Raw genomic sequence first — 24,297 nt, forward strand, 5'->3', positions numbered from 1 at the left:
TGAACCATGGCCACGCCCGAGAAGGTGCTCGACGCGCTGCGCGCCTCCGTCAAAGAGGCCGAGCGGCTGCGGCGGCAGAACCGGCAGCTCGTCGAGGCCGCGACCGAGCCGATCGCCATCGTCGCCATGGCCTGCCGGTTCCCCGGTGGCGTGCGCTCGCCGGAGGGGTTGTGGGACCTGGTGGCCCGCGGCGGGGACGCGGTCTCGGCGTTCCCCGCCGACCGCGGCTGGGACACCGCGTCGCTGTTCGACGACGCGGGCGGCCGCCCGGGCACGACGTACGCGCGGGAAGGCGCTTTCCTGCACGACGCCGGCCTCTTCGACGCGGGCTTCTTCGGCGTCTCGCCGCGGGAGGCCCTGGCGATGGACCCCCAGCAGCGGCTGCTGCTGGAGACGTCGTGGGAGGCCTTCGAGCGCGCCGGGATGGACCCGGAATCGGTCCGGGGCAGCCGGACCGGCGTGTTCGTCGGCTCCAACGGCCAGGACTACGCCACGCTGCTGCGGTCGTCGGCCGAGGACGTCGAGGGTTACCTCGGCACCGGCAACGCGGCGAGCGTCGTCTCCGGGCGGCTGGCGTACCTGTTCGGGTTCGAGGGTCCGGCGCTGACCGTCGACACGGCGTGCTCGTCGTCGCTGGTCGCCCTGCACCTGGCCGCGCAGGCGCTGCGACAGGGCGAGTGCGACCTCGCGCTGGCCGGCGGGGTCACCGTGATGGCCACGCCGGGCACGTTCGTCGAGTTCAGCCGTCAGCGCGGCCTCGCCCCGGACGGCCGGGTCAAGGCGTTCGCCGAGGCGGCCGACGGCACCGGCTGGGGCGAAGGCGCCGGCGTGCTGCTGGTCGAGCGGCTCTCCGACGCCCAGCGCCACGGCCACCAGGTCCTGGCGGTGGTCCGCGGCTCGGCGGTCAACCAGGACGGCGCGTCCAACGGCCTGACCGCACCGAACGGCCCGGCCCAGCAGCGCGTGATCCGGGCGGCCCTCGACAACGCCCGGTTGTCCACTTCGGACGTCGACGTCGTCGAAGCGCACGGGACCGGGACGACCCTGGGCGATCCGATCGAGGCGCAGGCCCTGCTGGCCACCTACGGCCAGGAGCGGGAAACACCGCTGTGGCTGGGTTCGGTGAAGTCGAACATCGGCCACACCCAGGCGGCGGCGGGCGTGGCCGGGGTCATCAAGATGGTGCTGGCGATGCGGCACGGCGTCCTCCCGCGGACGCTGCACGTCGACGCGCCTTCGTCCCACGTGGACTGGTCGGCCGGCTCGGTGCAGCTGCTGACCGAGGCCCGGGAGTGGCCGTCCGGTGACCGGCCGCGGCGGGCCGCGGTGTCTTCGTTCGGCGTCAGCGGCACCAACGCGCACACCATCCTCGAAGCCGTCCCGCCCGCCGAACCGGTGCCCGCCGAGGCGCCGGCCGGCACGCTCACGCCGTGGGTGCTGTCGGCGAAGAGCCCGGAAGCGTTGCGGGCACAGGCCTCGCAGCTCGCCGCGGTGACGGCCGATCCCGTGGCCGTCGCCCGGACGCTGGCCACGACCCGGACGGCGTTCGAGCACCGCGCCGTCGTCCTCGACCCGCCCGGGGCGACCGTGGTCACCGGGGAGGTCCGCGAGGACGCCCGGCTGGCGGTGCTGTTCACCGGACAGGGCGCGCAGCGGATCGGGATGGGCCGGGAGCTCTACGAGCGGTTCCCGGTGTACGCAGGCGCGTTCGACGAGGTGTGCGCGCACTTCGCCGTGCCGGTCCGCGACGCGATCTTCGGCGCCGTGCCCGGGTTGGACGGCACCGGACTGGCCCAGCCCGCGCTGTTCGCGGTCGAGGTGGCGCTGTTCCGGCTGGTCGAGTCGTGGGGTGTGCGTCCGGACTTCGTGGCCGGGCACTCCATCGGCGAAATCTCGGCCGCGCACGTCGCCGGGGTGCTGTCGCTGGAGGACGCGTGTCGGCTGGTGTCGGCGCGGGCGTCGCTGATGCAGGCCCTGCCCGCCGGGGGCGCGATGGTGTCGATCGCCGCGCCGGAACGAGACATCGTCGTGACCGAGCGGGTTTCGATCGCGGCGGTGAACGGCCCGGAATCGGTGGTGCTCTCGGGTGACGAGGCCGCGGTGCTGGCGATCGCCGCGGACTTCGCCGGGCGGGGCGTGAAGACCAAGCGGCTGGCCGTGAGCCATGCGTTCCACTCGCCGCTGATGGACCCCATGCTCGACGAGTTCCGCGCGGTCGCGGAAACGTTGACGTACCACCCGGCGGAGATCCCGGTGCTCTCGAATGTGAGCGGTGCTCTCGCCGAGCCGTTCACCGCGGACTACTGGGTCCGGCACGTCCGCGAAGCCGTCCGGTTCGCCGACGGTGTCGCCATCCTCGAAGCCGAAGGGGTCCGCACCTTTCTCGAACTCGGCCCCGACGGGGTCCTCAGCGCGATGGTCGGCGGCGCCGCGGTCCCCGCGCTGCGCCGCGACCGGCCGGAGGAGCGGACCCTGCTGACCGCCCTCGCCGGGGTGTGGGTCCGCGGCGGCGCCGTCGACTGGGCCGCGTACCTGCCCGCCGGGCCGCGGATCGACCTGCCCACGTACCCGTTCCAGCGCGAACGGTTCTGGCCCACGCCGGCCGGGGGCGTGCTCGACGACGCCGACCTGCCCGCTCTCGCCGCCGAACTCGGTCTGCCCGAAGACACCCTGCGTCCCGCACTGACGGCCGTGCGGCAACGCCGCGCCGAGGTCGCCGGCCGGTACCGCGTCACCTGGACCCGCTTGGCGCCCGGGCCCGCCCGGACCGCGGGGAGCACGACGCTCACCGGTGAGTGCCTCGTCGTCGACCCGTCTCCGCAGCTGGAAGCCGTCCTGGCCACCTGGGACGGCCCTGTCCGGCGGCTCGACGGGCCGATCACCGCGGAGACCGTCGGTGCGGCGGATCCGGTCGTCGTGCTCAGCGGTGCCGGGCTGGAACGCACCGTCGAACTGGTCCGGGCTCTCGGCGACGCCGGGATCGAGGCGCCGCTGTGGTGCGTCACCTCGGGTGCCGTGCGGGCCACCGCCGCGGACCCCGCGCCGGATCCGGACCAGGCCGCCGTCTGGGGCCTCGGCCGCGCCGCCGCGCTCGAACTCCCGCAGCGCTGGGGCGGCCTGATCGACCTACCGTCCACAATGGACACCAAGCTCGCCGCCCGGTTCGCCGACCTGCTGACCGGCACCGGCGAAGACCAGGTGGCGTTGCGCGCGGAAGGCTCCTTCGGCCGCCGGCTCGAGCACGCCCCGCCGTCCGGCGGTCCGGCGTGGACCCCACGCGGCACCGTGCTCGTCACCGGCGGCACCGGTGGGCTGGGCACCCACGTCGCCCGCCGCCTCGCCCGCGAAGGCGCCGAGCACCTCGTGCTCGTCTCCCGCCGGGGCGCCGGCGCGCCGGGCGCCACCGCGCTGGGCGAGGAGCTGGCCGAGCTGGGAGCTCGGGTGACCTTTGCCGCCGGCGACATCGCGGACCGCGGGTTCGTGGCGGACCTGCTCGACCGGATCAGCCCCGGGCTCACCGCCGTCGTGCACACGGCGGGCGTCGTCCGGTCCGCGCCGCTGTCCGAAGTGGACGACGTCGCCGGGCAGTGGGCGGCCAAGGCGGCCGGTGCCCGTCACCTGGACGAACTGCTCGCCGACACCGACCTCGACGCCTTCGTCCTCTTCTCCTCGATCGCCGGGGTGTGGGGCAGCGGGCAGCAGGCGCTCTACGGCGCCGCGAACGCCTACCTCGACGCGCTCGCCGAAGCCCGCCGCGCCCGCGGCCTGGCCGCCACCGCGGTCGCGTGGGGCCCGTGGGCGGACGGCGGGATGGCCGCCGACAACAACGCCGAGGACTACCTGCTCCGCCGCGGCCTCCGCGCGCTGGACCCGGGCGCGGCCGTCTCGGCCCTCCTGCGCGCCGCGGGCGGCGACCCGAACGTCACCGTCGCCGACGTCGACTGGCCCCGGTTCACCGCCGCCTTCACCTCCCGGCGGCCGAGCCCGCTGCTGGCCACGATCCCCGAAGCCGTCCTCGACGCCGCACCGGCGGCCGAGCCCGGCGGCCTCGTCACCCGGCTGCGCGGACTGTCCCCGGCCGTCGCCGAAGATGTGCTGCTCCAGCTGGTCCGCGACCAGGCCGCCGCGGTGCTCGGCCACCCCAGCGCGGCCGCCGTCGCGCCCGACCGCGCCTTCCAGGAAATCGGCTTCGACTCCCTGACCGCGATCGAGCTGCGGGACGCCCTGCGCGCGGAAACCGGGCTCGCACTGTCCGCGACCCTCGTCTACGACTGGCCGACGCCGGTGGCGCTCGCCGGGCACCTGCGGGCCGGGGTCCTGGGCGACGCCGTCGCCGAAGCCACTACGACGGTAGCCGCTCGTCCCGACGAGCCGATCGCCATCGTCGCGATGAGCTGCCGGTACGCGGGCGGCGTCGCTTCGCCGGAAGATCTGTGGCGCCTGGTGTCCGAAGGCGCGGACGCGGTCTCGGGCTTCCCGGCGGACCGCGGCTGGGACCTGGAGAACCTGTACGACGCCGACCCCTCGCGGCTCGGCTCGGTGACCGTGACCGAAGGCGCGTTCCTCGACTCGGCGGGCGGGTTCGACGCCGGCTTCTTCGGCATCTCACCGCGCGAAGCGCTCGCGATGGACCCGCAGCAGCGGCTCCTGCTGGAACTCGCGTGGGAGGCCTTCGAGCGCGCGGGCCTCGACCCGGCGACCGTGCGGGGCAGCCGGACCGGCGTCTTCGCCGGCACCAACAGCCACGACTACACGACCCTGCTCCTCGGCTCGGCCGACGTCCTCGAGGGCCACCTCGCCACGGGCAACGCGGCGAGCGTCGCCTCGGGACGGCTGGCCTACACCTTCGGGCTGGAGGGCCCGGCCGTCTCCGTCGACACGGCGTGCTCGTCGTCGCTGGTCGCGCTGCACCTGGCCGTCCAGTCGCTGCGGCTCGGCGAGTGCTCGATGGCCCTGGCGGGCGGGGTCACCGTGATGGCCACGCCGGGCACGTTCGTCGAGTTCAGCCGGCAGCGCGGACTCGCCGCCGACGGCCGCTGCAAGGCGTTCGCCGAGGCCGCGGACGGCACGGCGTGGGGTGAAGGCGCGGGTTTGCTGCTGCTGGAACGGCTGTCGGACGCCCAGCGCAACGGGCACCGGGTCCTGGCCGTCGTCCGCGGCTCGGCGGTGAACCAAGACGGCGCTTCGAACGGCCTGACCGCGCCCAACGGCCCCGCTCAGCAGCGAGTCATCCGGGCAGCCCTCGACAACGCGGGCCTGTCCGCTTCGGACGTCGACGCCGTCGAGGCGCACGGCACCGGCACGACGCTCGGCGATCCGATCGAGGCCCAGGCTCTGCTGGCGACCTACGGCCAGGAGCGGGAAAGGCCGCTGTGGCTGGGTTCGGTGAAGTCCAACATCGGCCACACCCAGGCGGCGGCCGGGGTCGCCGGCGTGATCAAGATGGTGCTGGCGATGCGGCACGGTGTGCTGCCGCGGACGCTGCACGTCGACGCGCCTTCGTCCCACGTGGACTGGACGGCGGGCGCGGTCGAGCTGCTGACCGAGCCGCGCGAGTGGACCGCCGACCGGCCGCTGCGGGCCGCGGTCTCGTCGTTCGGCATGAGCGGCACCAACGCCCACACCATCCTGGAGGCACCCCCCGAGCGCCCCGATGTGGCGTTGGTTGCGTCCAACGCACCGAACGCCACATTGGGGCGCTTGGGGCCGGGGGCGGTGCCGTGGGTGTTGTCGGCGCGGTCGGCCGAGGCCCTGCGCGGCCAGGCGCGGGCACTCACCGCTGTTGACGCCCACCCGGCGGACATCGGGTTCTCCCTGGCCACCACCCGGGCTTTGCTGCCGCACCGCGCGGTGGTGGTCGGCGATCTCGCGGCCGGTCTGGGCGCACTGGCGGAGGGTGCTCCGGCGGCCGACGTCGTGACCGGCGTGGCCGGGGCACCGGGCAAGGTCGCGCTGGTGTTCCCGGGTCAGGGTTCGCAGTGGGCGGGCATGGCGCTGGAGCTGGCGGACTCGTCGCCGGTGTTCGCGGCTCGGCTGGACGAGTGCGCAACGGCGCTGGAGTCCTTTGTGGATTGGTCGCTGCGTGGGGTGCTGGCGGATGCGGCGGCGTTGAGGCGGGTCGACGTGGTGCAGCCCGCGTTGTTCGCGGTGATGGTCTCCCTCGCCGAGTTGTGGCGCTCGTTCGGTGTGGTCCCGGACGCGGTCGTCGGCCACTCGCAAGGTGAGATCGCCGCCGCGGTGGTTTCGGGCGCACTGTCCCTCGAGGACGGCGCTCGGGTGGTGGCGTTGCGCAGCAGGGCGATTCTCGCGTTGGCGGGTCGTGGTGGGATGGTGTCGGTGGCGGCGTCCTTGACCACCGCCGAAGAGCGGCTGACCGACGGGTTGTCGATCGCGGCGGTGAACGGTCCCACCGCGGTTGTGGTCTCCGGTGAACCGCAGGCCCTCGACACCCTGATCGCGTCCTGCGAAGCCGACGGGATCCGCGCGAAGCGGGTGCCGGTGGATTATGCGTCGCACTCGCCGCAGGTCGAGCAGCTGCGCGACGAGCTGCTGGACGTCCTGGCCCCGATCACGCCCCGCCAAGGCGAGACCGCCTTCATCTCGACGGTGACGGGGGAGTGGAACGAAAGTGTGGACGCCGAGTACTGGTACACGAACCTCCGCAGCACCGTCCGCCTGGACACGGCGGTCGAGCGGCTCAAGGGCGAGGGTTTCGGCACGTTCGTCGAAGCCTCGCCGCACCCGGTGCTCACCATGGCGATCGGCGACGACGTCGTCGCCTTGGGCACCCTGCGACGGGACGATGGCGGCTTGACCCGCTTCCACACCGCGCTGGCCGAAGCCCACGTCCACGGAGTCGCGGTCGACTGGACCCCGGCCTTCCCGGACGCCCACGTCGTCGACCTCCCCACCTACGCCTTCCAGCGCAAGCAGTACTGGCCCCGCCCGGCCACCCGCACCGGCGACGCCGCCGGGCTGGGCCTCGGTGCCGTCGAGCACCCGCTGCTCGGCGCGGCCGTCACCCTCGCCGACGACGACCGGCTCGTCCTCACCGGACGGCTGTCCCGGCCGGCCCACCCCTGGCTCGCCGACCACGAGGTCCTCGGCACCGTCCTGCTGCCCGGCACGGCGTTCGCCGAACTCGCGATCCACGCGGCCGACCACACCGGCTGCGGCACCGTCGAAGAGCTCACCCTCGGCGCACCCCTCCCGGTGCCCGCCACCGGCGGCGTCCAGCTCCAGGTCGTCGTCGACGCGCCGGGCGAAGACGGCCGCCGCGGCCTGACCGTCAGCGCCCGCCCCGACCGGCCCGGCGCGCGCTGGACCCGGCACGCCCAGGGCGTCCTGGCCCCGGGCTCGCCCGAACCCGCCGCACCCCCGGCCGAGTGGCCGCCGTCCGGCGCGGAAGCCCTCGACGTCGACGGCCACTACACCGCGCTCGCCGAGGCCGGTTACCACTACGGGCCCGCCTTCCGCGGCCTGCGCGCCGCCTGGCGCCGTGCCGGCGAGGTGTTCGCCGAGGTGGAACTGCCCGGCACCGACGCGTTCGCCGTGCACCCCGCCCTGCTCGACGCCGCCCTGCACGCGCTGGGCTTCGGCGGGTTCTTCCCCGACGACGGCCGGGCGCGGCTCCCGTTCGCTTTTACCGACGTCGCACTGTTCGCCACCGGGGCCACCGCCCTGCGCGTGCGCCTGGCCGCGGCCGGGCCGAACGCGGTGTCGGTCGTGGCCACCGACCCGGCGGGCACGCCGGTCGCGGTGATCGGCTCACTCGCGTTCCAGGTCGCCGCGTCCACGGTGGACGAGGTGCCGGACGCGCTGTTCCGCACGGAATGGACCCCGCTCACCGCGGACGGCGACGCGCCGGAATTCGAGGTCCTGTCCGGGCCGCCGGCAGACCTCGACACCGTGCCGGACGCGGTGGTCCTGCCGGTGACCGGCCTCGACCAGGTCCTCACGACCGCGCAGGAGTGGCTGGCCGGCGAGCGGTTCGCCCACGCCCGGCTCGTCGTGCTGACCACCGGCGCGGTCGCCGCGCTGCCCGGCGACCCGGTGCCCGGCCTGGCCCAGGCCCCGGTGTGGGGCCTGATCCGCTCGGCCCAGTCCGAAAACCCGGGCCGGTTCGTGCTGCTGGACGTCGACGAGCGGGCCGACGCCGATGCCGCGATCGGCACCGCGCTGGCCTCCGGCGAACCGCAGGTCGCGGCCCGCGCCGGGACACTGCTCGTCCCGCGCCTGGCCCGCCCGGCCACCGAACTGGCCCTGCCCGCGGACCACGCCTGGCGCGTCGGCACCGCCGGCACGGGCACCCTCGACGGCCTCACGACGCTCCCGGCGCCGGAAGCCGAAGCGGAACTCGGGCCCGGCGAAATCCGCGTCGCGGTCCGCGCGGCCGGCCTGAACTTCCGCGACGTCCTCATCACCCTCGGGATGTACCCCGGCCGGGCGCTGATGGGCGGCGAGGCCGCCGGGGTCGTGCTGGAGACGGGGGAGCGGGTCCGCGGGCTCGCCACCGGCGACCGCGTCACCGGGCTGTTCACCGGCGCGCTCGGCCCGGTCGCGGTCACCGACCACCGCCTGGTCACCCCGATACCGGACGGCTGGAGCTTCGCCGAAGCCGCATCGGTCCCCGTGGCCTTCGCCACCGCCTACTACGGGCTGTTCGACCTCGGCGGCCTCGAAGCGGGCCAGTCCGTGCTCGTGCACGCGGCCGCGGGCGGTGTCGGCATGGCCGCCGTCCAGCTCGCCCGGCACCGCGGCGCCGAGGTGTTCGCCACGGCGAGCACCGGCAAGCACGACGTGCTCCGGGACCTCGGCCTCGACACCGTCCACATCGGAGATTCGCGTTCACTGTCCTTCGAGGACCACTTCCGCGCGGCGACCGGCGGCCGCGGGGTCGACGTCGTGCTCGACGCACTGGCCGGCGAGTTCGTCGACGCGTCCCTGCGGCTGCTGCCGCGCGGCGGCCGGTTCGTCGAGATGGGCAAGGCCGACGTCCGCGACGCCGGCGAAGTCGCCCGCGCCCACGAAGGCGTCCGGTACCGGGCCTTCGACCTCATCGAAGCGGGACCCGGGCGCCTGCAGGAGATCCTGCGCGAACTCGCCGCGCTGTTCGAAGCCGGTGCGCTGACCCCGCTGCCGCGGCGGACCTGGGACGTGCGGCAGGTGCCGGAGGCGTTCCGCTTCATCAGCCAGGCCCGGCACGTCGGCAAGAACGTCGTCACCCTGCCGCGGCCGCTCGACCCGGACGGCACCGTGCTCGTCACCGGCGGCACCGGCACGCTCGGCGCGCGGATCGCGCGGCACCTGGTCACCGCGCACGGCGTCCGGCGGCTGCTGCTGCTCAGCCGCCGTGGCCCGGCCGCGCCCGGCGCGACCGAACTGGCCGGCGACCTGACCGCCTTGGGTGCCGAAGTCACCGTCGTCGCGTGCGACGCGGCGGATCGGGACGCGCTCGCCGAGGTGCTGGCCGGCCGGGCGCTGACCGGGGTCGTGCACACCGCCGGCGTGCTCGACGACGGCCTGCTGACCAGCCTCGACCCGGCGAAGCTCGCGGACGTGCTGCGGCCCAAGGTGACCGCCGCCGTCAACCTGCACGAGCTGACCAAGGACACGGACCTGGCGCTGTTCGTGCTGTTCTCGGCCGCCGCGGGCGTGTTCGGCACAGCCGGGCAGGGCAACTACGCGGCCGCGAACACCGCGCTCGACGCACTGGCCGCGCACCGCCGCGCGCTCGGCCTGCCGGCGGTGTCCCTGGCGTGGGGCCTGTGGGCGGAGGCGAGCGGCATGACCGGCCACCTCGGCGCCGCCGACCTGGCCCGGATGGCGCGGGGCGGGATGAGCGGGCTGTCCGACGCCGAAGGCCTCGCGCTGTTCGACGCGGCCGTCGCCCGCGGTGAGACCCTGGCCATCCCGGCCCGGCTCGACCTCTCGGCGGCGTCCGGCCCGGTGCCGCCGCTGCTGCGCGGGCTCGTCCGCGGCACCCGCCGGGCCGCCACCGCGGCGGCGGCCGCGGACGGCGACCTGGCCGCCCGGCTGCGGCCCCTGCCCGCCGCCGAACGCGACCGGCGGCTGCTGGACCTCGTCCGCGACCACGTGGCCGCGGTGCTCGGGCACGACACGGCCGGCGAGATCGAGCCGGACCGCTCGTTCGCCGAACTCGGCTTCGACTCCCTGACCGCCGTCGAGCTGCGCAACCGGCTCGGCGCCGCGACCGGCCTGCGGCTGCCCGCGACGCTCGTGTTCGACCACCCGGCCCCGGCGGCACTGGTGACGTTGCTGCGGACCGAGCTGTTGGGCGGCGCGGCCGAGCCGGCCGCGGTCGTCCCGGCCGCGATCGTCCCGGCCGCCGCGACCGGCGACGACCCGGTTGTCATCGTCGCGATGAGCTGCCGCTACCCGGGCGCGGTGGCCTCGCCGGAGGACCTGTGGTCCCTGGTGGCGGCCGGCGCCGACGCGATTTCGCCGTTGCCCGCCGACCGCGGCTGGGACCTCGACGGGCTGTACGCCCCCGAACCCGGGACACCGGGACGCATCTCCACCCGCAGCGGCGGGTTCGTGCACGACGCCGGCAGTTTTGATCCGGAACTTTTCGACATTTCGCCGCGCGAAGCGCTCACCATGGACCCGCAGCAGCGGCTCCTGCTGGAAGCGACCTGGGAGGCGTTCGAACGCGCCGGCATCGACCCGGCGTCGGTCCGGGGCAGCCGGACCGGGGTGTTCGTCGGCGCCGCCACCTCCGGCTACGGCACCGGCGCGGCCACCGACGGCCTCGAGGGGCACCTGATGACCGGCGGCACCTCGTCGGTCGCGTCGGGCCGGCTGTCGTACGTGTTCGGCTTGGAAGGCCCGGCGCTGACGGTGGACACGGCGTGCTCGTCGTCGCTGGTGGCGCTGCACCTGGCGGTGCAGGCACTCCGGCGCGGCGAATGCGACCTCGCGCTCGCGGGCGGGGTGACGGTCATGCCGACCCCCGGTGTCCTGCTCGCCTTCAGCCAGCAGCGCGGCTTGGCCGAGGACGGCCGGTGCAAGGCCTTCGCCGAGAGCGCCGACGGCACCGGCATGGCCGAGGGCGTCGGCCTGCTGCTGGTGGAACGGCTGTCGGACGCGCGCCGGAACGGCCGCGATGTCCTGGCCGTGGTGCGGGGTTCGGCGGTGAACTCCGATGGCGCGTCGAACGGCTTGACCGCGCCGAACGGCCCGTCCCAGCAGCGCGTCATCCGGGCGGCGCTGGCGGACGCGGGACTGTCACCGTCCGAAGTGGACGTCGTCGAGGCGCACGGGACCGGGACCAAGCTGGGCGACCCGATCGAAGCCCAGGCGCTGCTCGCGACCTACGGCCAGGACCGCTCGACGCCGTTGTGGCTGGGTTCGGTGAAGTCCAACCTGGGCCACACCCAGGCCGCGGCCGGGGTCGCGGGCGTGATCAAGATGGTCATGGCGATGCGCCACGGAATCCTGCCGCAGACACTGCACGTCGACACGCCATCGTCCCATGTGGACTGGGATGCCGGTGCCGTCGAGCTGCTGACCGAGCCGCGCGAGTGGACGTCCGATCGACCCCGGCGGGCCGGCGTCTCCTCGTTCGGCATCTCCGGCACCAACGCCCACACGATTTTGGAGGCGCCCGAGCGCCCCAATGTGGCGTTGGTTGCGTCCAACGCACCGAACGCCACATTGGGTGCGTTGGACGCACCGAACGCCACATTGGGGCGCTCGGGGCGCTTCGTGCCGTGGGTGCTGTCGGCCAAGGGGACGGCGGCCCTGCGTGCCCAGGCGGCCCGGCTGCGCGAGTTCCTCGGTGATCGCGAGGTGGTGCCCGCCGACGTCGCGCTCAGCCTGGCCACCACCCGGGCCGACCTCGGCCACCGCGCCGCGGTCGTCGGCGAGACCGGCCCCGAGCTCCTCGCCGGGCTGGCCGCGATCGCCGACGGCGACCCCGGTGTCCTCACCGGCAGCGGCACCCCCGGCCGGCTGGCCGTGCTCTTCACCGGACAGGGCGCGCAGCGGCCCGGGATGGGCCAGGAGCTGTACACGCGGTTCCCCGTGTTCGCCCGGGCCTTCGACGAGGTGAGTGCCCTGCTCGGGGACATCGACATGGAGCAGCTCGACCGAACCGGGCACGCGCAGCCCGCGATCTTCGCCCTCGAAGTCGCGCTCTTCCGGCTCGTCGAGTCCTGGGGCGTCCGGCCGGCCTTCGTGGCCGGCCACTCGATCGGCGAGCTCGCGGCCGCGCACGTCGCCGGCGTGCTGTCGCTGCCCGACGCGTGCACGCTGGTCGCCGCCCGCGCGAGCCTGATGCAGGCGCTGCCCGAGGGCGGCGCGATGGTCGCGATCGGGGCTTCCGAGGCGGACGTCCGGGCCGCACTGGACGACGACCGGGTCGGCGTCGCGGCGGTCAACGGGCCCGCGAGCACGGTGCTCTCCGGCGCGGAAACCGCCGTCCTGGCCCTCGCCGGCGAGTTCGCCGCCCGCGGCGTCAAGACCAAGCGGCTGCGCGTCAGCCACGCCTTCCACTCGCCGCTGATGGACCCGATGCTGGCGGAATTCGGGGCGGTGGCGGCGAACCTGACCCACCACGAGCCGGTGATCCCGGTCGTGTCCACCCTGACCGGCGCGCTCGCCGAGCCGTTCACCCCGGGCTACTGGGTGCGGCACGTGCGCGAGACCGTCCGGTTCGCCGACGCGGTCCGCACCCTCGACGGCCACGGGGCGAGCACCTTCCTGGAACTCGGGCCCGACGGCGTGCTGTCGGCGATGGCGGCCGAGACCGCCGACGTCCCGGCGATCCCGGCATTGCGGGCCGGCGAGGACGAGCCGAGGGCCGTGGTCACGGCGTTCGCGCGGCTGCGGACCGCGGGCTTCCCGCTCGACACCGAGGCCCTCCTGGACGGCGCCCGCCGGACCGAGCTGCCGACGTACGCCTTCCAGCGGTCGCGGTTCTGGCTCGAACCCGCACCCCCGGCCGTCGACGACGGCTTCTGGGCCGCGGTCGACGCGGGTGACCTCGACCTGGACGCGCCCGCCATGGCGGCACTGGACCGCTGGCGCTCGACGTCCACTGTGGACACGTGGCGGTACCGCGTCACCTGGCGTCCCGTGGCCGGGGCCGCGGGCCGGCCGACGGGCCGCTGGCTCGTCCTCGGCACGGACGGCCCGGCCGCGGAGGTCGCGAAGGCCTTGGCCGACCACGGCGCCGAAGCGGTCGTCGCGTCCGGTGCGGGCGACCGCGCCGCGCTGACGACCCTGCTGCGCGACCACGCCGACGTCGAAGGGGTCGTGTCCCTGCTGGCCTTCGCCGTCGACGCCGAGGCCGGGCTCGCCGCCAACCTCACGCTCACCCAGGCGTTCGCCGACTCCGGCGTTCCGGCGCGGCTGTGGTGCCTGACCCAGGGCGCGGTCAAGGACGTGACCCGCCCGGACCAGGCGACCACCTGGGGCTTCGGCCGGATCGCGGCCCTGGAGCTGCCGTCGGCCTGGGGCGGCCTCGCCGACCTGCCCGAGACCTTCGACGCGGCGGCCGCGGCCCGGCTCGCGGCCGTGCTCGCCGACGGCACCGAGGACGAGGTCGCCATCCGGCCGGACGGCGTCTTCGCCCGCCGGCTCGCGCCCGCCCCGGCCGGGGAAACGCGGGACTGGCGGCCCCGCGGCACGGTGCTGGTCACCGGCGGCACCGGCGCGCTCGGCGCCGCCGTCGCGCGGGAACTGGCCAAGGCGGGAGCCGAGCACCTCGTCCTCACCGGCCGTCGCGGCGCCAAGGCACCCGGCGCGGCCGAACTGGCTTCGGAGCTGTCGGCACTCGGCGTCCGCGTCACGCTCGCCGCCTGCGACGCGGCCGACCGGGACGCCTTGGCGGAAGTCCTCGCGGCGATCCCGGCGGAGCTGCCGCTGACCGCGGTCGTGCACGCCGCCGGCACCGGCCAGCACGGCCCGCTCACCGAGATCACGCCCGGGGAGGTGTCCGCGGTACTGGCCGGGAAGGTGGCCGGGGCCCGGCACCTCGACGAGCTGACCCGCGGGCACGACCTGGACGCGTTTGTGCTGTTCTCCTCGATCTCCGGGGTCTGGGGCAGCGGCGAGCAGGCGGTCTACGGCGCGGCCAACGCGTTCCTCGACGCGCTCGCCGAACAACGCCGTGGCCGCGGGCTGGCCGCGACCGCGATCGCCTGGGGCCCGTGGGCCGACTCGGGGATGGCGGCCGATGCCGACGCCGTGCGGATGCTGCGCGAGCGCGGCCTGCCGCCGATCGACCCCGCGCTCGGGGTCGCGGCGTTCCGGCGGGCGCTGGCCGCCGGCGACACGGCCGTCGTCGTCGCCGACGTCGACTGGTCCCGGTTCGCGCCGGTCTTCACCGCGGCCCGGCCGCGCCCGCTCCTGGCCGACCTCCCGGCGGTGCGGGCCGCGCTGGCCGAACCGGAGCCGACGTCGACCGGGTTCGCCTCGCTGCCCGCGGCCGAACGGCCGAAGGCGCTGCTCACGCTGGTCCTGGACCAGGTCGCGGGGGTGCTCGGGCACACCTCGGCCACGGCGATCGGGCCCGAGCGCGCGTTCAAGGAACTCGGCTTCGACTCCCTGATGGCGGTCGAGCTGCGCAACCGGCTCGGCACCGGGACCGGGCTGAGCCTGCCCGCGTCCCTCGCCTTCGACCACCCGACCGCCGCCGACCTGGCCGAGGAACTCGACCGCCGGTTCGGCGGCGGTGACTCCGGCGTCCGCCTGCTCGACGAGCTCGACCGGCTGGAGGCCGCGTTCGAGACCGTCACCGAGGCGGACCTGGCGCGGGTGCCGGCGAGCGACGAGATCACCGCGCGCCTGAAGGGTTTCCTCGCCCGCTGGACCGAGCTGGCCGGTGGCCGCAGCGGCACCGACCTCGGCGGCGCCAGCGACGACGAGCTCTTCGACTTCATCGACAGCACCTTCCGCACATCGTGACCGACAGTGGGGCTTCCATGGCCAACGAGCAGAAACTCCGTGATTACCTCAAGTTCGTCACGGCCGATCTGAAGGACACCCGCGACCGGCTCGCCGACGTCGAGGCCCGGGACCGGGAGCCCATCGCGATCGTGGCCATGAGCTGCCGCTACCCCGGCGGTGTCGGCTCGCCCGAGGACCTGTGGCGGCTGGTCGAGGACGGCACCGACGCGGTCGGCGGCTTCCCGTCCGACCGCGGCTGGCCCGTGGGTCCCTTCCAAGGCGGCTTCCTCCACGACGCCGCCGAGTTCGACGCGGATTTCTTCGGCATCTCGCCGCGCGAGGCGCTCGCCATGGACCCGCAGCAGCGGCTGCTGCTGGAGACGTCGTGGGAACTGCTGGAGCGGGCCCGGATCGCGCCGAAGTCGTTGCGGCGCAGCGGCACCGGCGTGTTCGTGGGCGGGGCCGCGTCGGGGTACGGCTCTGATTGCCTTGCCGGGGTCCGGGTGGCGAAGCCCCCGGTCCGGGGCGGAGCCCCGGATGTCACTGCCGGCGACGACGACGTCGCCGGCTACCTGCTCACCGGGACGGCGGGCAGCGTGCTGTCCGGGCGGCTGTCCTACCACCTCGGCCTGGAGGGCCCGTCGGTCACGATCGACTCGGCTTGCTCGTCTTCGCTGGTCGCCCTGCACCTGGCCGCCCAGGCGCTGCGGCGCGGCGAGTGCACCCTCGCGATCGCCGGCGGGGTCACGGTGATGGCCACGCCGGGCACGTTCGCCGAGTTCGACCGTCAGGGCGGCCTGGCGGCCGACGGGCGCTGCAAGGCCTTCGCCGACGCGGCCGACGGCACCGGCTGGGCCGAGGGCGTGGGCCTGCTGCTGGTCGAGCGGCTGTCGGACGCGCGGCGCCACGGCCACCCGGTGCTGGCGGTCCTGCGGGGCTCGGCGGTGAACTCCGACGGCGCGTCGAACGGCCTCACCGCCCCCAACGGCCCGTCCCAGCGCCGGGTCATCACCGCCGCCCTCGCCGCCGCACGGCTGTCCGCTTCGGACGTCGACGTCGTCGAGGCGCACGGCACCGGCACGGCGCTGGGCGACCCGATCGAGGCCCAGGCGCTGCTGGAAACCTACGGCCGGGACCGGTCCGTGCCGCTGTGGCTGGGTTCGGTGAAGTCGAACATCGGGCACACGCAGTCGGCGTCCGGGGTCGCGGGCGTGATCAAGATGGTGCTGGCGATGCGGCACGGCGTCCTCCCGCGGACGTTGCACGTGGACGAACCGTCGTCGCAAGTGGACTGGTCCACCGGCGCGGTCCGGCTGCTGACCTCGGCCCGCGAGTGGCCGGCCGACCGGCCGCGCCGGGCGGGCGTGTCGTCGTTCGGGATCTCGGGGACCAACGCCCACGTGATCGTCGAGGAGGCCGAACCCGCTGCCGCGTCGGGTTCCTCCCCGGTGACGGGCCCGGTGCCGTGGCTGCTGTCGGCCCGGGGTCCGGACGCCCTGCGCGCCCAGGCCGCGGCGCTCGTCCCGTTCGCGGACGGGGATCTGCCGGACGTGGGGGCGGCGCTGCTTTCCGGCCGCGCGGCGTTCGAGGACCGGGCCGTCGTGTTCGGCGCGTCGGCCGAGGAGTTCCGGGCGGGCCTTTCCGCGCTGGCTTCGGGCGGCAGTGCGCCGAACGTGGTGCGCGGCAGTGTTGTGCGGGGCGGGCTGGCGGTGTTGTTCACCGGCCAGGGTGCCCAGCGGGTCGGCATGGGGCGTTCGTTGTACGAGCGGTATCCGGTGTACGCCTCGGCGTTCGACGCCGTGTGCGCGCAGTTCGATCTTCCGGTCCGAGACGCGGTGTTCGGTTCGGTGTCCGGTTTGGACGGTACGGGGCTGGCGCAGCCGGCGTTGTTCGCGGTCGAGGTGGCGCTGTTCCGGCTGCTGTCGTCGTGGGGCGTACGTCCCGACTTCGTAGCCGGGCACTCGATCGGGGAAATCTCCGCGGCCCACGTCGCGGGGGTGCTGTCGCTCGAGGACGCGTGCCGGCTGGTTTCGGCGCGCGCGTCGCTGATGCAGGCATTGCCCTCCGGCGGCGCGATGGTGGCCATCGCGGCTGCCGAAGCCGACCTGGTGCTGGATTCGCGGGTCTCTGTTGCGGCGGTGAACGGCCCGGAGTCGGTGGTGATCTCCGGAGACGAGTCCGCGGTGCTGGAGATCGCGGCGGGGTTCGAGAAGACGAAGCGGCTCACGGTCAGCCACGCTTTCCATTCGTCCTTGATGGACCCGATGCTCTCGGAGTTCCGTGCGGTGGCGGAGACGTTGACGTACCACCCGGCGGAGATACCGGTGATCTCGAATGTGAGCGGTGCTCTCGCTGCCCCGTTCACGGCGGAGTACTGGGTGCGGCACGTGCGGGAGACCGTCCGGTTCGCCGACGGCGTGTCGACGTTGGAAGCGGCGGGCGTGGGCGTGTTCCTGGAGCTGGGACCGGACGGGGTGCTCAGCTCGATGGTGCCCGGGGTCGCCGTGCCCACGCTGCGCCGTGACCGCGACGAGGAGCAGGCGCTGCTGACCGCGCTGGCGGCGTTGCACGTCCACGGCGCCGAGGTCGACTGGACGTCGTTCCTGCCGGCCGAGACCCGTGCGGACCTGCCGACGTATGCGTTCCAGCGGAAGCACTACTGGCTCACCGGGAAGCCGCCGGTCTCCACAGAGGACCAGGCGTTCTGGTCGGCGGTGGAGAGCGCGGACGCGGACGACCTCGCGGCGGCGCTCGGTCTGGACGCGCAGCTGGCGGAAGCGGTGCGGCCGGCGTTGTCGGCGTGGCGGCACCGGAGTCGTCGGGACCGCACGGTGGCTTCGTGGCGGTACCGGGCGGAGTGGATGCCGCTCGCTGTCGGTTCGGGTGCGCCGGGGCCGTGGCTGCTGGTGGCCCCGGAGGGTGACGAGGTCGGTGCCTGGCTCTCGGATGTCGTCACGTTGAGCACGGCCGGGGAGTCCCGTGCGGAGCTGGCCGACCGCCTGCGAGCGACGGGAACGGACTGGACCGGGGTCTTGTCGACGGCCGGCGACGTCGCAGCAACGGCAGCGCTGGTCCAGGCCCTGGGCGACGCGGGCATCACTGCCCCGCTGTGGTGCCTGACCCGCGGCGCGGTATCGGTCGGCCGCTCCGAGGCCCCGGTGGCGCCCGAGCAGGCCGGGGTGTGGGGATTCGGCCGCAGCGCAGCCCTCGAGGTCCCCTTCCGCTGGGGCGGCTTGGTCGACCTGCCGGCGGCTCTGGACGAGCGCGCGGCCGGAAGGCTGTGGGCGGTGCTGGGGGGTGGCGAGGATCAGGTGGCCATCCGCGCTTCGGGGGTGTTCGCAAGACGCCTCGTCCCCGCCCCGCCGGAGAGCCCGAGGCGCCGGCACCCCACCCCGGCGACGGCGACCGGTGTGCCTGCTCAGCGTGGCTCGGCCGAGGAAGCGCGCCCCGGCACCGCCCCGGCCGGCAACGCACGCGACTGGCACCCCCGCGGCACGGTCCTGATCACCGGCGGCACCGGCGCCCTCGGCAGCCGCGTCGCGCGGTGGGCAGCCGCACGCGGCGCCGGACACCTCGTCCTCACCTCGCGCCGCGGGCTCGACGCCCCCGGTGCCGCCGAACTGGCCGCCGAACTCGTCGCCGCCGGTACCCCCACCACCGTCGAAGCCTGCGACGTCACCGATCGCGCCGCCGTGGCCGCTCTCCTCGACCGCGTCGGCGACGACCTCCGCGTCGTCATCCACGCCGCCGGCATCCTCGACGACGGTGTCCTCGAGACCCTCACCCCCGAACGCCTCGCTCGCGTCGAGGCGGCCAAGGTCACCGGCGCCCTCCACCTCAGCGAGCTGACTCGCGACCTCGACGCCTTTGTCCTCTTCTCCGGCCTCGCCGGCACCCTGGGCTCCGCCGGGCAAGCCGGGTACGCCGCCGCCAACGCCCGGCTCGATGCCCTGGCCGAGACGCGCCGCGCCGCGGGACTGCCCGCACTGGCCGTCGCCTGGGGCCCCTGGGCCGGCGGCGGCATGGCCGGCGACGACGTCATCGCCCGCCTCGGCGCCGCCGGGCTCCGGCCGCTCGACCCCGAGCTCGCCCTCGCCGCCCTCGAAGGGGCGCTGGCCGCCGGCGACACGACCGTCACGATCGCCGACGTCGACTGGGCGGTCTTCGGCCCCGCCTTCGCCGCCGCGCGGCCGAGCCCGCTGCTCGCCGGGCTGGCCTCGGCCGCCGGGACCGAGGCCGCCGGGATCAGGGGCGCCGGGATCAAGGGCGCCGGGACCAGGATCGCCGGGACCAGGACCGCCGGGATTAAGGGCACCGGGACCGGGACCGCCGGGGCCGAGGCCGCCGGGATCAGGGGCGCCGGGATCAGGGGCGCCGGGACCAGGACCGCCGGGGCCGAGGCCGCGGGGACCGAGGCCGCCGGGATCAGGGGCGCCGGGACCAGGACCGCCGGAACCGAGGCCGCCGGGATTAGGGTCACCGGGACCGAGGCCGCCGGGACCGAGGCCGCCGTCGAACTCACCGCCGCCGGAGCGCTGGAGCTCGTCCGCGAACACGTCGCCGCGGTGCTCGGGCACGCCTCGCCGGCCGCCATCGACCGCAGCCGGGCCTTCAGCGACCTCGGATTCACCTCGCTCTCGGCCGTCGAACTCCGCAACCGCCTGCGCGCCGCCACCGGGCTCGACCTGCCCGCCACCCTGACCTACGACCACCCCGACCCGGCCGCCCTCGCCCGCCACCTGGAAGCACTGATCTCAGGGGAGAGCAGTGCTCTCGAAGCAGAGCACTCGGTCACCACCGCCGACGACGAGCCGATCGCGATCGTCGCGATGGCCTGCCGGTTCCCCGGCGAGGTCCGGTCGCCGGAAGACCTGTGGGACCTCGTCGCCCGCGGGGCCGACGCGCTGTCCTCCCCGCCCGCCGACCGCGGCTGGCCGGACCACCTCGCCGCCGTCCGGCCGGGCGGCTTCCTCACCGGGGCCGCGGACTTCGACGCCGCCCTCTTCGGCATCTCACCGCGCGAAGCGCTGGCCATGGACCCGCAGCAGCGGATCCTCCTGGAGACGGCGTGGGAGCTGTTCGAACGCGCCGGCCTCGACCCGCGCTCGGTGCGCGGCCAACGCGTCGGCGTCTTCGCCGGCACCAACGGCCAGGACTACCCGGCGCTGCTCACCGACGCGGGTGACGACGTCGCCGGATACGTCGGCACGGGCAACGCCGCCGCGGTGGTGTCCGGCCGGATCGCCTACGCCTTCGGCCTGGAGGGCCCGGCGGTCACCGTGGACACGGCCTGCTCGTCGTCGCTGGTCGCGCTGCACTGGGCGCGCCAGGCGCTGCGGGCGGGCGAGTGCGACCTCGCCGTCGCCGGCGGCGTCACGGTGATGGCGACCCCGGGTGCGTTCGTCGAGTTCGACCGCCAGGGCGGCCTGGCCCCGGACGGCCGCTGCAAGGCGTTCGCCGACGGCGCGGACGGCACCGGCTGGGGCGAAGGCGCCGGTCTGCTGCTGGTGGAACGGCTGTCCGACGCCCGCCGCAACGGTCACGAGATCCTCGCCGTGGTCCGGGGTTCGGCGGTCAACTCCGACGGCGCGTCGAACGGCCTGACCGCGCCGAACGGCCCGTCGCAGCAGCGCGTGATCCGCGCGGCCCTCGCCGACGCGCGGCTGGATCCGTCCGAAGTGGACGTTGTCGAAGCGCACGGCACCGGCACGAAACTCGGTGATCCGATCGAGGCGCAGGCCTTGCTGGCCACTTACGGCCAGGAGCGCGAAGAGCCGCTGTGGCTGGGTTCGGTGAAGTCCAACCTGGGCCACACGCAAGCCGCGGCCGGGGTCGCCGGGATCATCAAGGTGGTCATGGCCATGCACGCCGGCGTTCTGCCGCCGACGCTGCACGTCGACGCGCCATCGTCCCAGGTGGACTGGACGGCGGGCGCGGTGGAGGTGCTCACCGAGACCCGGAAGTGGCCGTCCGACCGGCCCCGGCGCGCGGGCGTGTCGTCGTTCGGGATCTCCGGCACCAACGCCCACACGATCCTCGAGCAGGCACCGGACGACGGCGTCGGCCACGACACCGCCCCGGCCGGCCTGCTCCCGGTGCCGGTTTCGGCGCAGACCGACGCGGGGCTGCGCGAGCAGGCCCGCCGCCTGCTCACCGCCGAGCGCGGCGCGCTTCCGGACGTCGCTTTCACGCTGGCGAACGGCCGCGCCGCCCTGCCGCGACGGGCCGTCGTGCTCGCCGAGGACGACAGCGAACTGATCCGCGGCCTGACCGCACTGGCGGAAGGCACCCCGGACCCGGCCGTGGTCCGCGGCGACGTCCAGCCGGGCTCGCTCGCCGTGCTCTTCACCGGGCAGGGCGCCCAGCGCGCCGGGATGGGCCGGGGGTTGTACGACCGGTTCCCGGTGTACGCCGAGGCGTTCGACGCGGTGTGCGCCGAGTTCGACCGGCTCCTGGACCGTCCGCTGCACGAGGTGGTCTTCGGTGGATCTTCCCCGGACGAGACCGGTTCCGCGCAGCCCGCGTTGTTCGCCGTCGAAGTCGCGTTGTACCGGCTTGCCGAGTCGTGGGGTGTGCGGCCGGACTTCGTGGCCGGGCATTCGATCGGGGAGATCTCGGCGGCGCACGTGGCCGGGATCTTGTCCCTTGTGGACGCTTGTCGGCTGGTTTCCGCGCGGGCGTCGTTGATGCAGGCGTTGCCGTCCGGTGGGGCGATGGTGTCGATTGCCGCTCCTGAGTCCGACATCGTCTTGACCGAGGGTGTGTCCATTGCGGCGGTGAACGGTCCGGAGTCGGTGGTGATCTCCGGGGACGAGGCTGCGGTGCTGGAGATCGCGGCGAAGTTCGCGAAGACCAAGCGGCTCACGGTCAGCCACGCGTTCCACTCGCCGCTGATGGACCCGATGCTGTCCGAATTCCGTGCGGTGGCGGAGTCTCTGACGTATCACCCGGCGGAGATTCCGGTGATCTCGAATGTGAGCGGTGCTCTCGCTTCGCCGTTCACGGCGGAATATTGGGTGCGGCACGTGCGTGAGGCGGTCCGGTTCGCCGATGGCGTGTCCACGCTGGAGGCCGCCGGTGTCGGCGTGTTCCTGGAACTGGGCCCGGACGGCGTGCTCAGCTCGATGGTCCCGGGCACGGCGATCCCGGCGTTGCGTCGTGATCGGGATGAAGAACGAACGTTCTGGTCCGCCTTGGCGTCGTTGCACACCGCCGGAGTTCCGATCGACTGGACGAACCTGCCGGGCCACCGGATCCCGTTGCCCACCTACGCGTTCCAGCGGGAGCGCTTCTGGCCCGCGCCGGCCCCGCGGCCGGTGGGCGGCGAGGTCGACGCGCAGTTCTGGGCCGCGGTCGACCGCGCGGACGTCGCCGGCCTCGCGGCTGGGACGGGCGTGCCCGAGCCGGACGTCGCCAAGGTGCTGCCCGCGCTGGCGTCGTGGCGGCGGGAACGGGCCGAGGCTGCGGTGACGGAGGCGTGGCGCTACCGGGTCACCTGGGTGCCGGTACCGGAGCCCGTTCCGGCGGCCCCGGCCGGCCGGTACGTGCTCGTGGCGTCCCCTGGCGCGGCTCGCCGCTGGGCGGAAGCGTTGGAGCGGCCCGGAGTTGTCGTCGTGGGACCGGGGGAGCTGCCGTCGGACGGACCGGTCGACGGAGTGGTGTTGATTTCGGCACCCGGCGACGACGCCTTGGGCGATGCCGTCGCGTTGGCCCGCGCGGAAGTGGCGGCGCCGCTGTGGTGCATCACCCTGGGCGGCGTCGCCGTGCCCGGCGACGAGACCCCTGGAGACGTGGGATTGGCCGGGTTGTGGGGCTTCGGTCGCGCGTTGGCCTTGGAGACCCCGGACCGCTGGGGCGGGTTGCTGGACGTGCCGGAGACGCCCGATGAGCGTCAGGCGGCCCGGGTCTGGGGAATCATCACCGGCGCAGGTGGTGAGGATCAGCGCGCCCTCCGCCCGTCCGGCGTCTTCGCGCGGCGCATCGCCCGCGCCCCGCTGCCCACCCCCACGTCCCCGTGGACCCCCCGCGGCACCCTCCTCATCACCGGCGGCACCGGCGCGCTGGGCGGCACCGTCGCCCGCTGGGCCGCCCACGCCGGCGCCGGCCACGTCGTCCTCCTCAGCCGCAGCGGCCTCGAAGCCCCCGGCGCCGCCGACCTCGTCGACGAACTTCAAGCCGCCGGGGCCGAGGCGACCGTCCTCGCCTGCGACGTCAGCGATCGCGACGCCCTGGCCCGCACCCTCCGGCAGCTCCCGCCCGTCACCGCCGTCGTGCACGCGGCCGGTGCGAGCCAAGCCACCGCCTTCACCGACCTCACCGACGACGACTTCCACCGCGTCCTCGAAGCCAAGGTCACGGGGGCCGAAAACCTCGACGCCCTGCTCGGTGACGACCTCGACGCCTTCGTCCTGTTCTCGTCCATCTCCGGCGTGTGGGGCAGCGGCGGCCAGACCGCCTACGCCGCCGCGAACGCGCAGCTCGACGCCCTCGCCCAGCAGCGGCGGGCCCGAGGCCGCAAAGCTACTTCCGTCGCCTGGGGACCGTGGGCCGGCAGCGGGATGGCCGCCGGTGCGGCCGAGCAGGAACACCTCCGACGCCGGGGGCTCACTCCGCTGTCGCCCGACCAGGCGCTCAGCGCGCTGCGCAGCGCCGTCCAGGCTGGGGACGCCGCCGTGGTCGTTGCCGATGTCGACTGGGGGCTGTTCGCTCCTGCCTTCACCGCCACCCGGCCGAGCCGGTTGCTGGCCGAGCTGCCCGAGGCGCGGTTGCCCGAGCCGGTCGCGGTCGTCGAGACCGCTCGGTTCGCCGGCCTGGCTCCCGCCGATCTGCTCGCCGAACTGGTCACTCTGATCCGGACGGAGGCCGCGCAGGTGCTCGGGCACGCCACGACCGCCGCCGTCGACCCGAAACTCGCCTTCACCGAACTCGGCTTCGACTCGCTCACCGCCGTCGAACTGCGGACCCGGCTCGCCGCCGCGACCGGGCTCACGCTGCCCCCGACCCTGGTGTTCAACCACCCCAACGCCACCGCGCTCGCCGAGCACCTGCGGGCCCAGCTGGGGGACACCACCCCGAGCGTCCTGGCCGAGCTCGACCGGCTGGAAGCGGCACTGGCCGGCGGCGAGCCCGACCGCCTGACGCGCACCGAGCTCGCCGTGCGGCTGCAGACGCTGCTGAGCCGCTACGCTGAACCGGAGGCGAAAATTGCGTCCGGCGAGCTCGAATTCGCCGACGACGAAGCCCTTCTCGAATTCATCAACAATGACCTCGGAAAAATGTAGAACACCATCCGAAAAGGAAAATCCTGCTCCCCGCCGGGAGCAGGATTTTCCTGCGTAGGGGCCCCTTTAAGGGGGATCTTTAGGGGTTGTAGGCCCAAAACCG

The 24,297-nt window shown here is 74.7% G+C and carries 2 protein-coding genes; both read left to right on the plus strand.

All coding sequences use genetic code 11. The features are described 5' to 3' along the window. Positions 1-6: 6 nt before the first annotated feature. Positions 7-14,931, plus strand: coding sequence for a type I polyketide synthase (locus Q5425_RS24065; protein WP_308674553.1), 14,925 nt, complete (start codon positions 7-9; stop codon positions 14,929-14,931). Continuing rightward, positions 14,928-24,194, plus strand: coding sequence for a type I polyketide synthase (locus tag Q5425_RS24070; protein ID WP_396135222.1), 9,267 nt, complete (start codon positions 14,928-14,930; stop codon positions 24,192-24,194). Before Q5425_RS24065 ends, Q5425_RS24070 begins: the two co-directional genes overlap by 4 nt. The last annotated feature ends 103 nt before the right edge of the window (positions 24,195-24,297 follow it).

The sequence above is a fragment of the Amycolatopsis sp. A133 genome, assembly GCF_031082405.1.
GTDB lineage: Bacteria > Actinomycetota > Actinomycetes > Mycobacteriales > Pseudonocardiaceae > Amycolatopsis.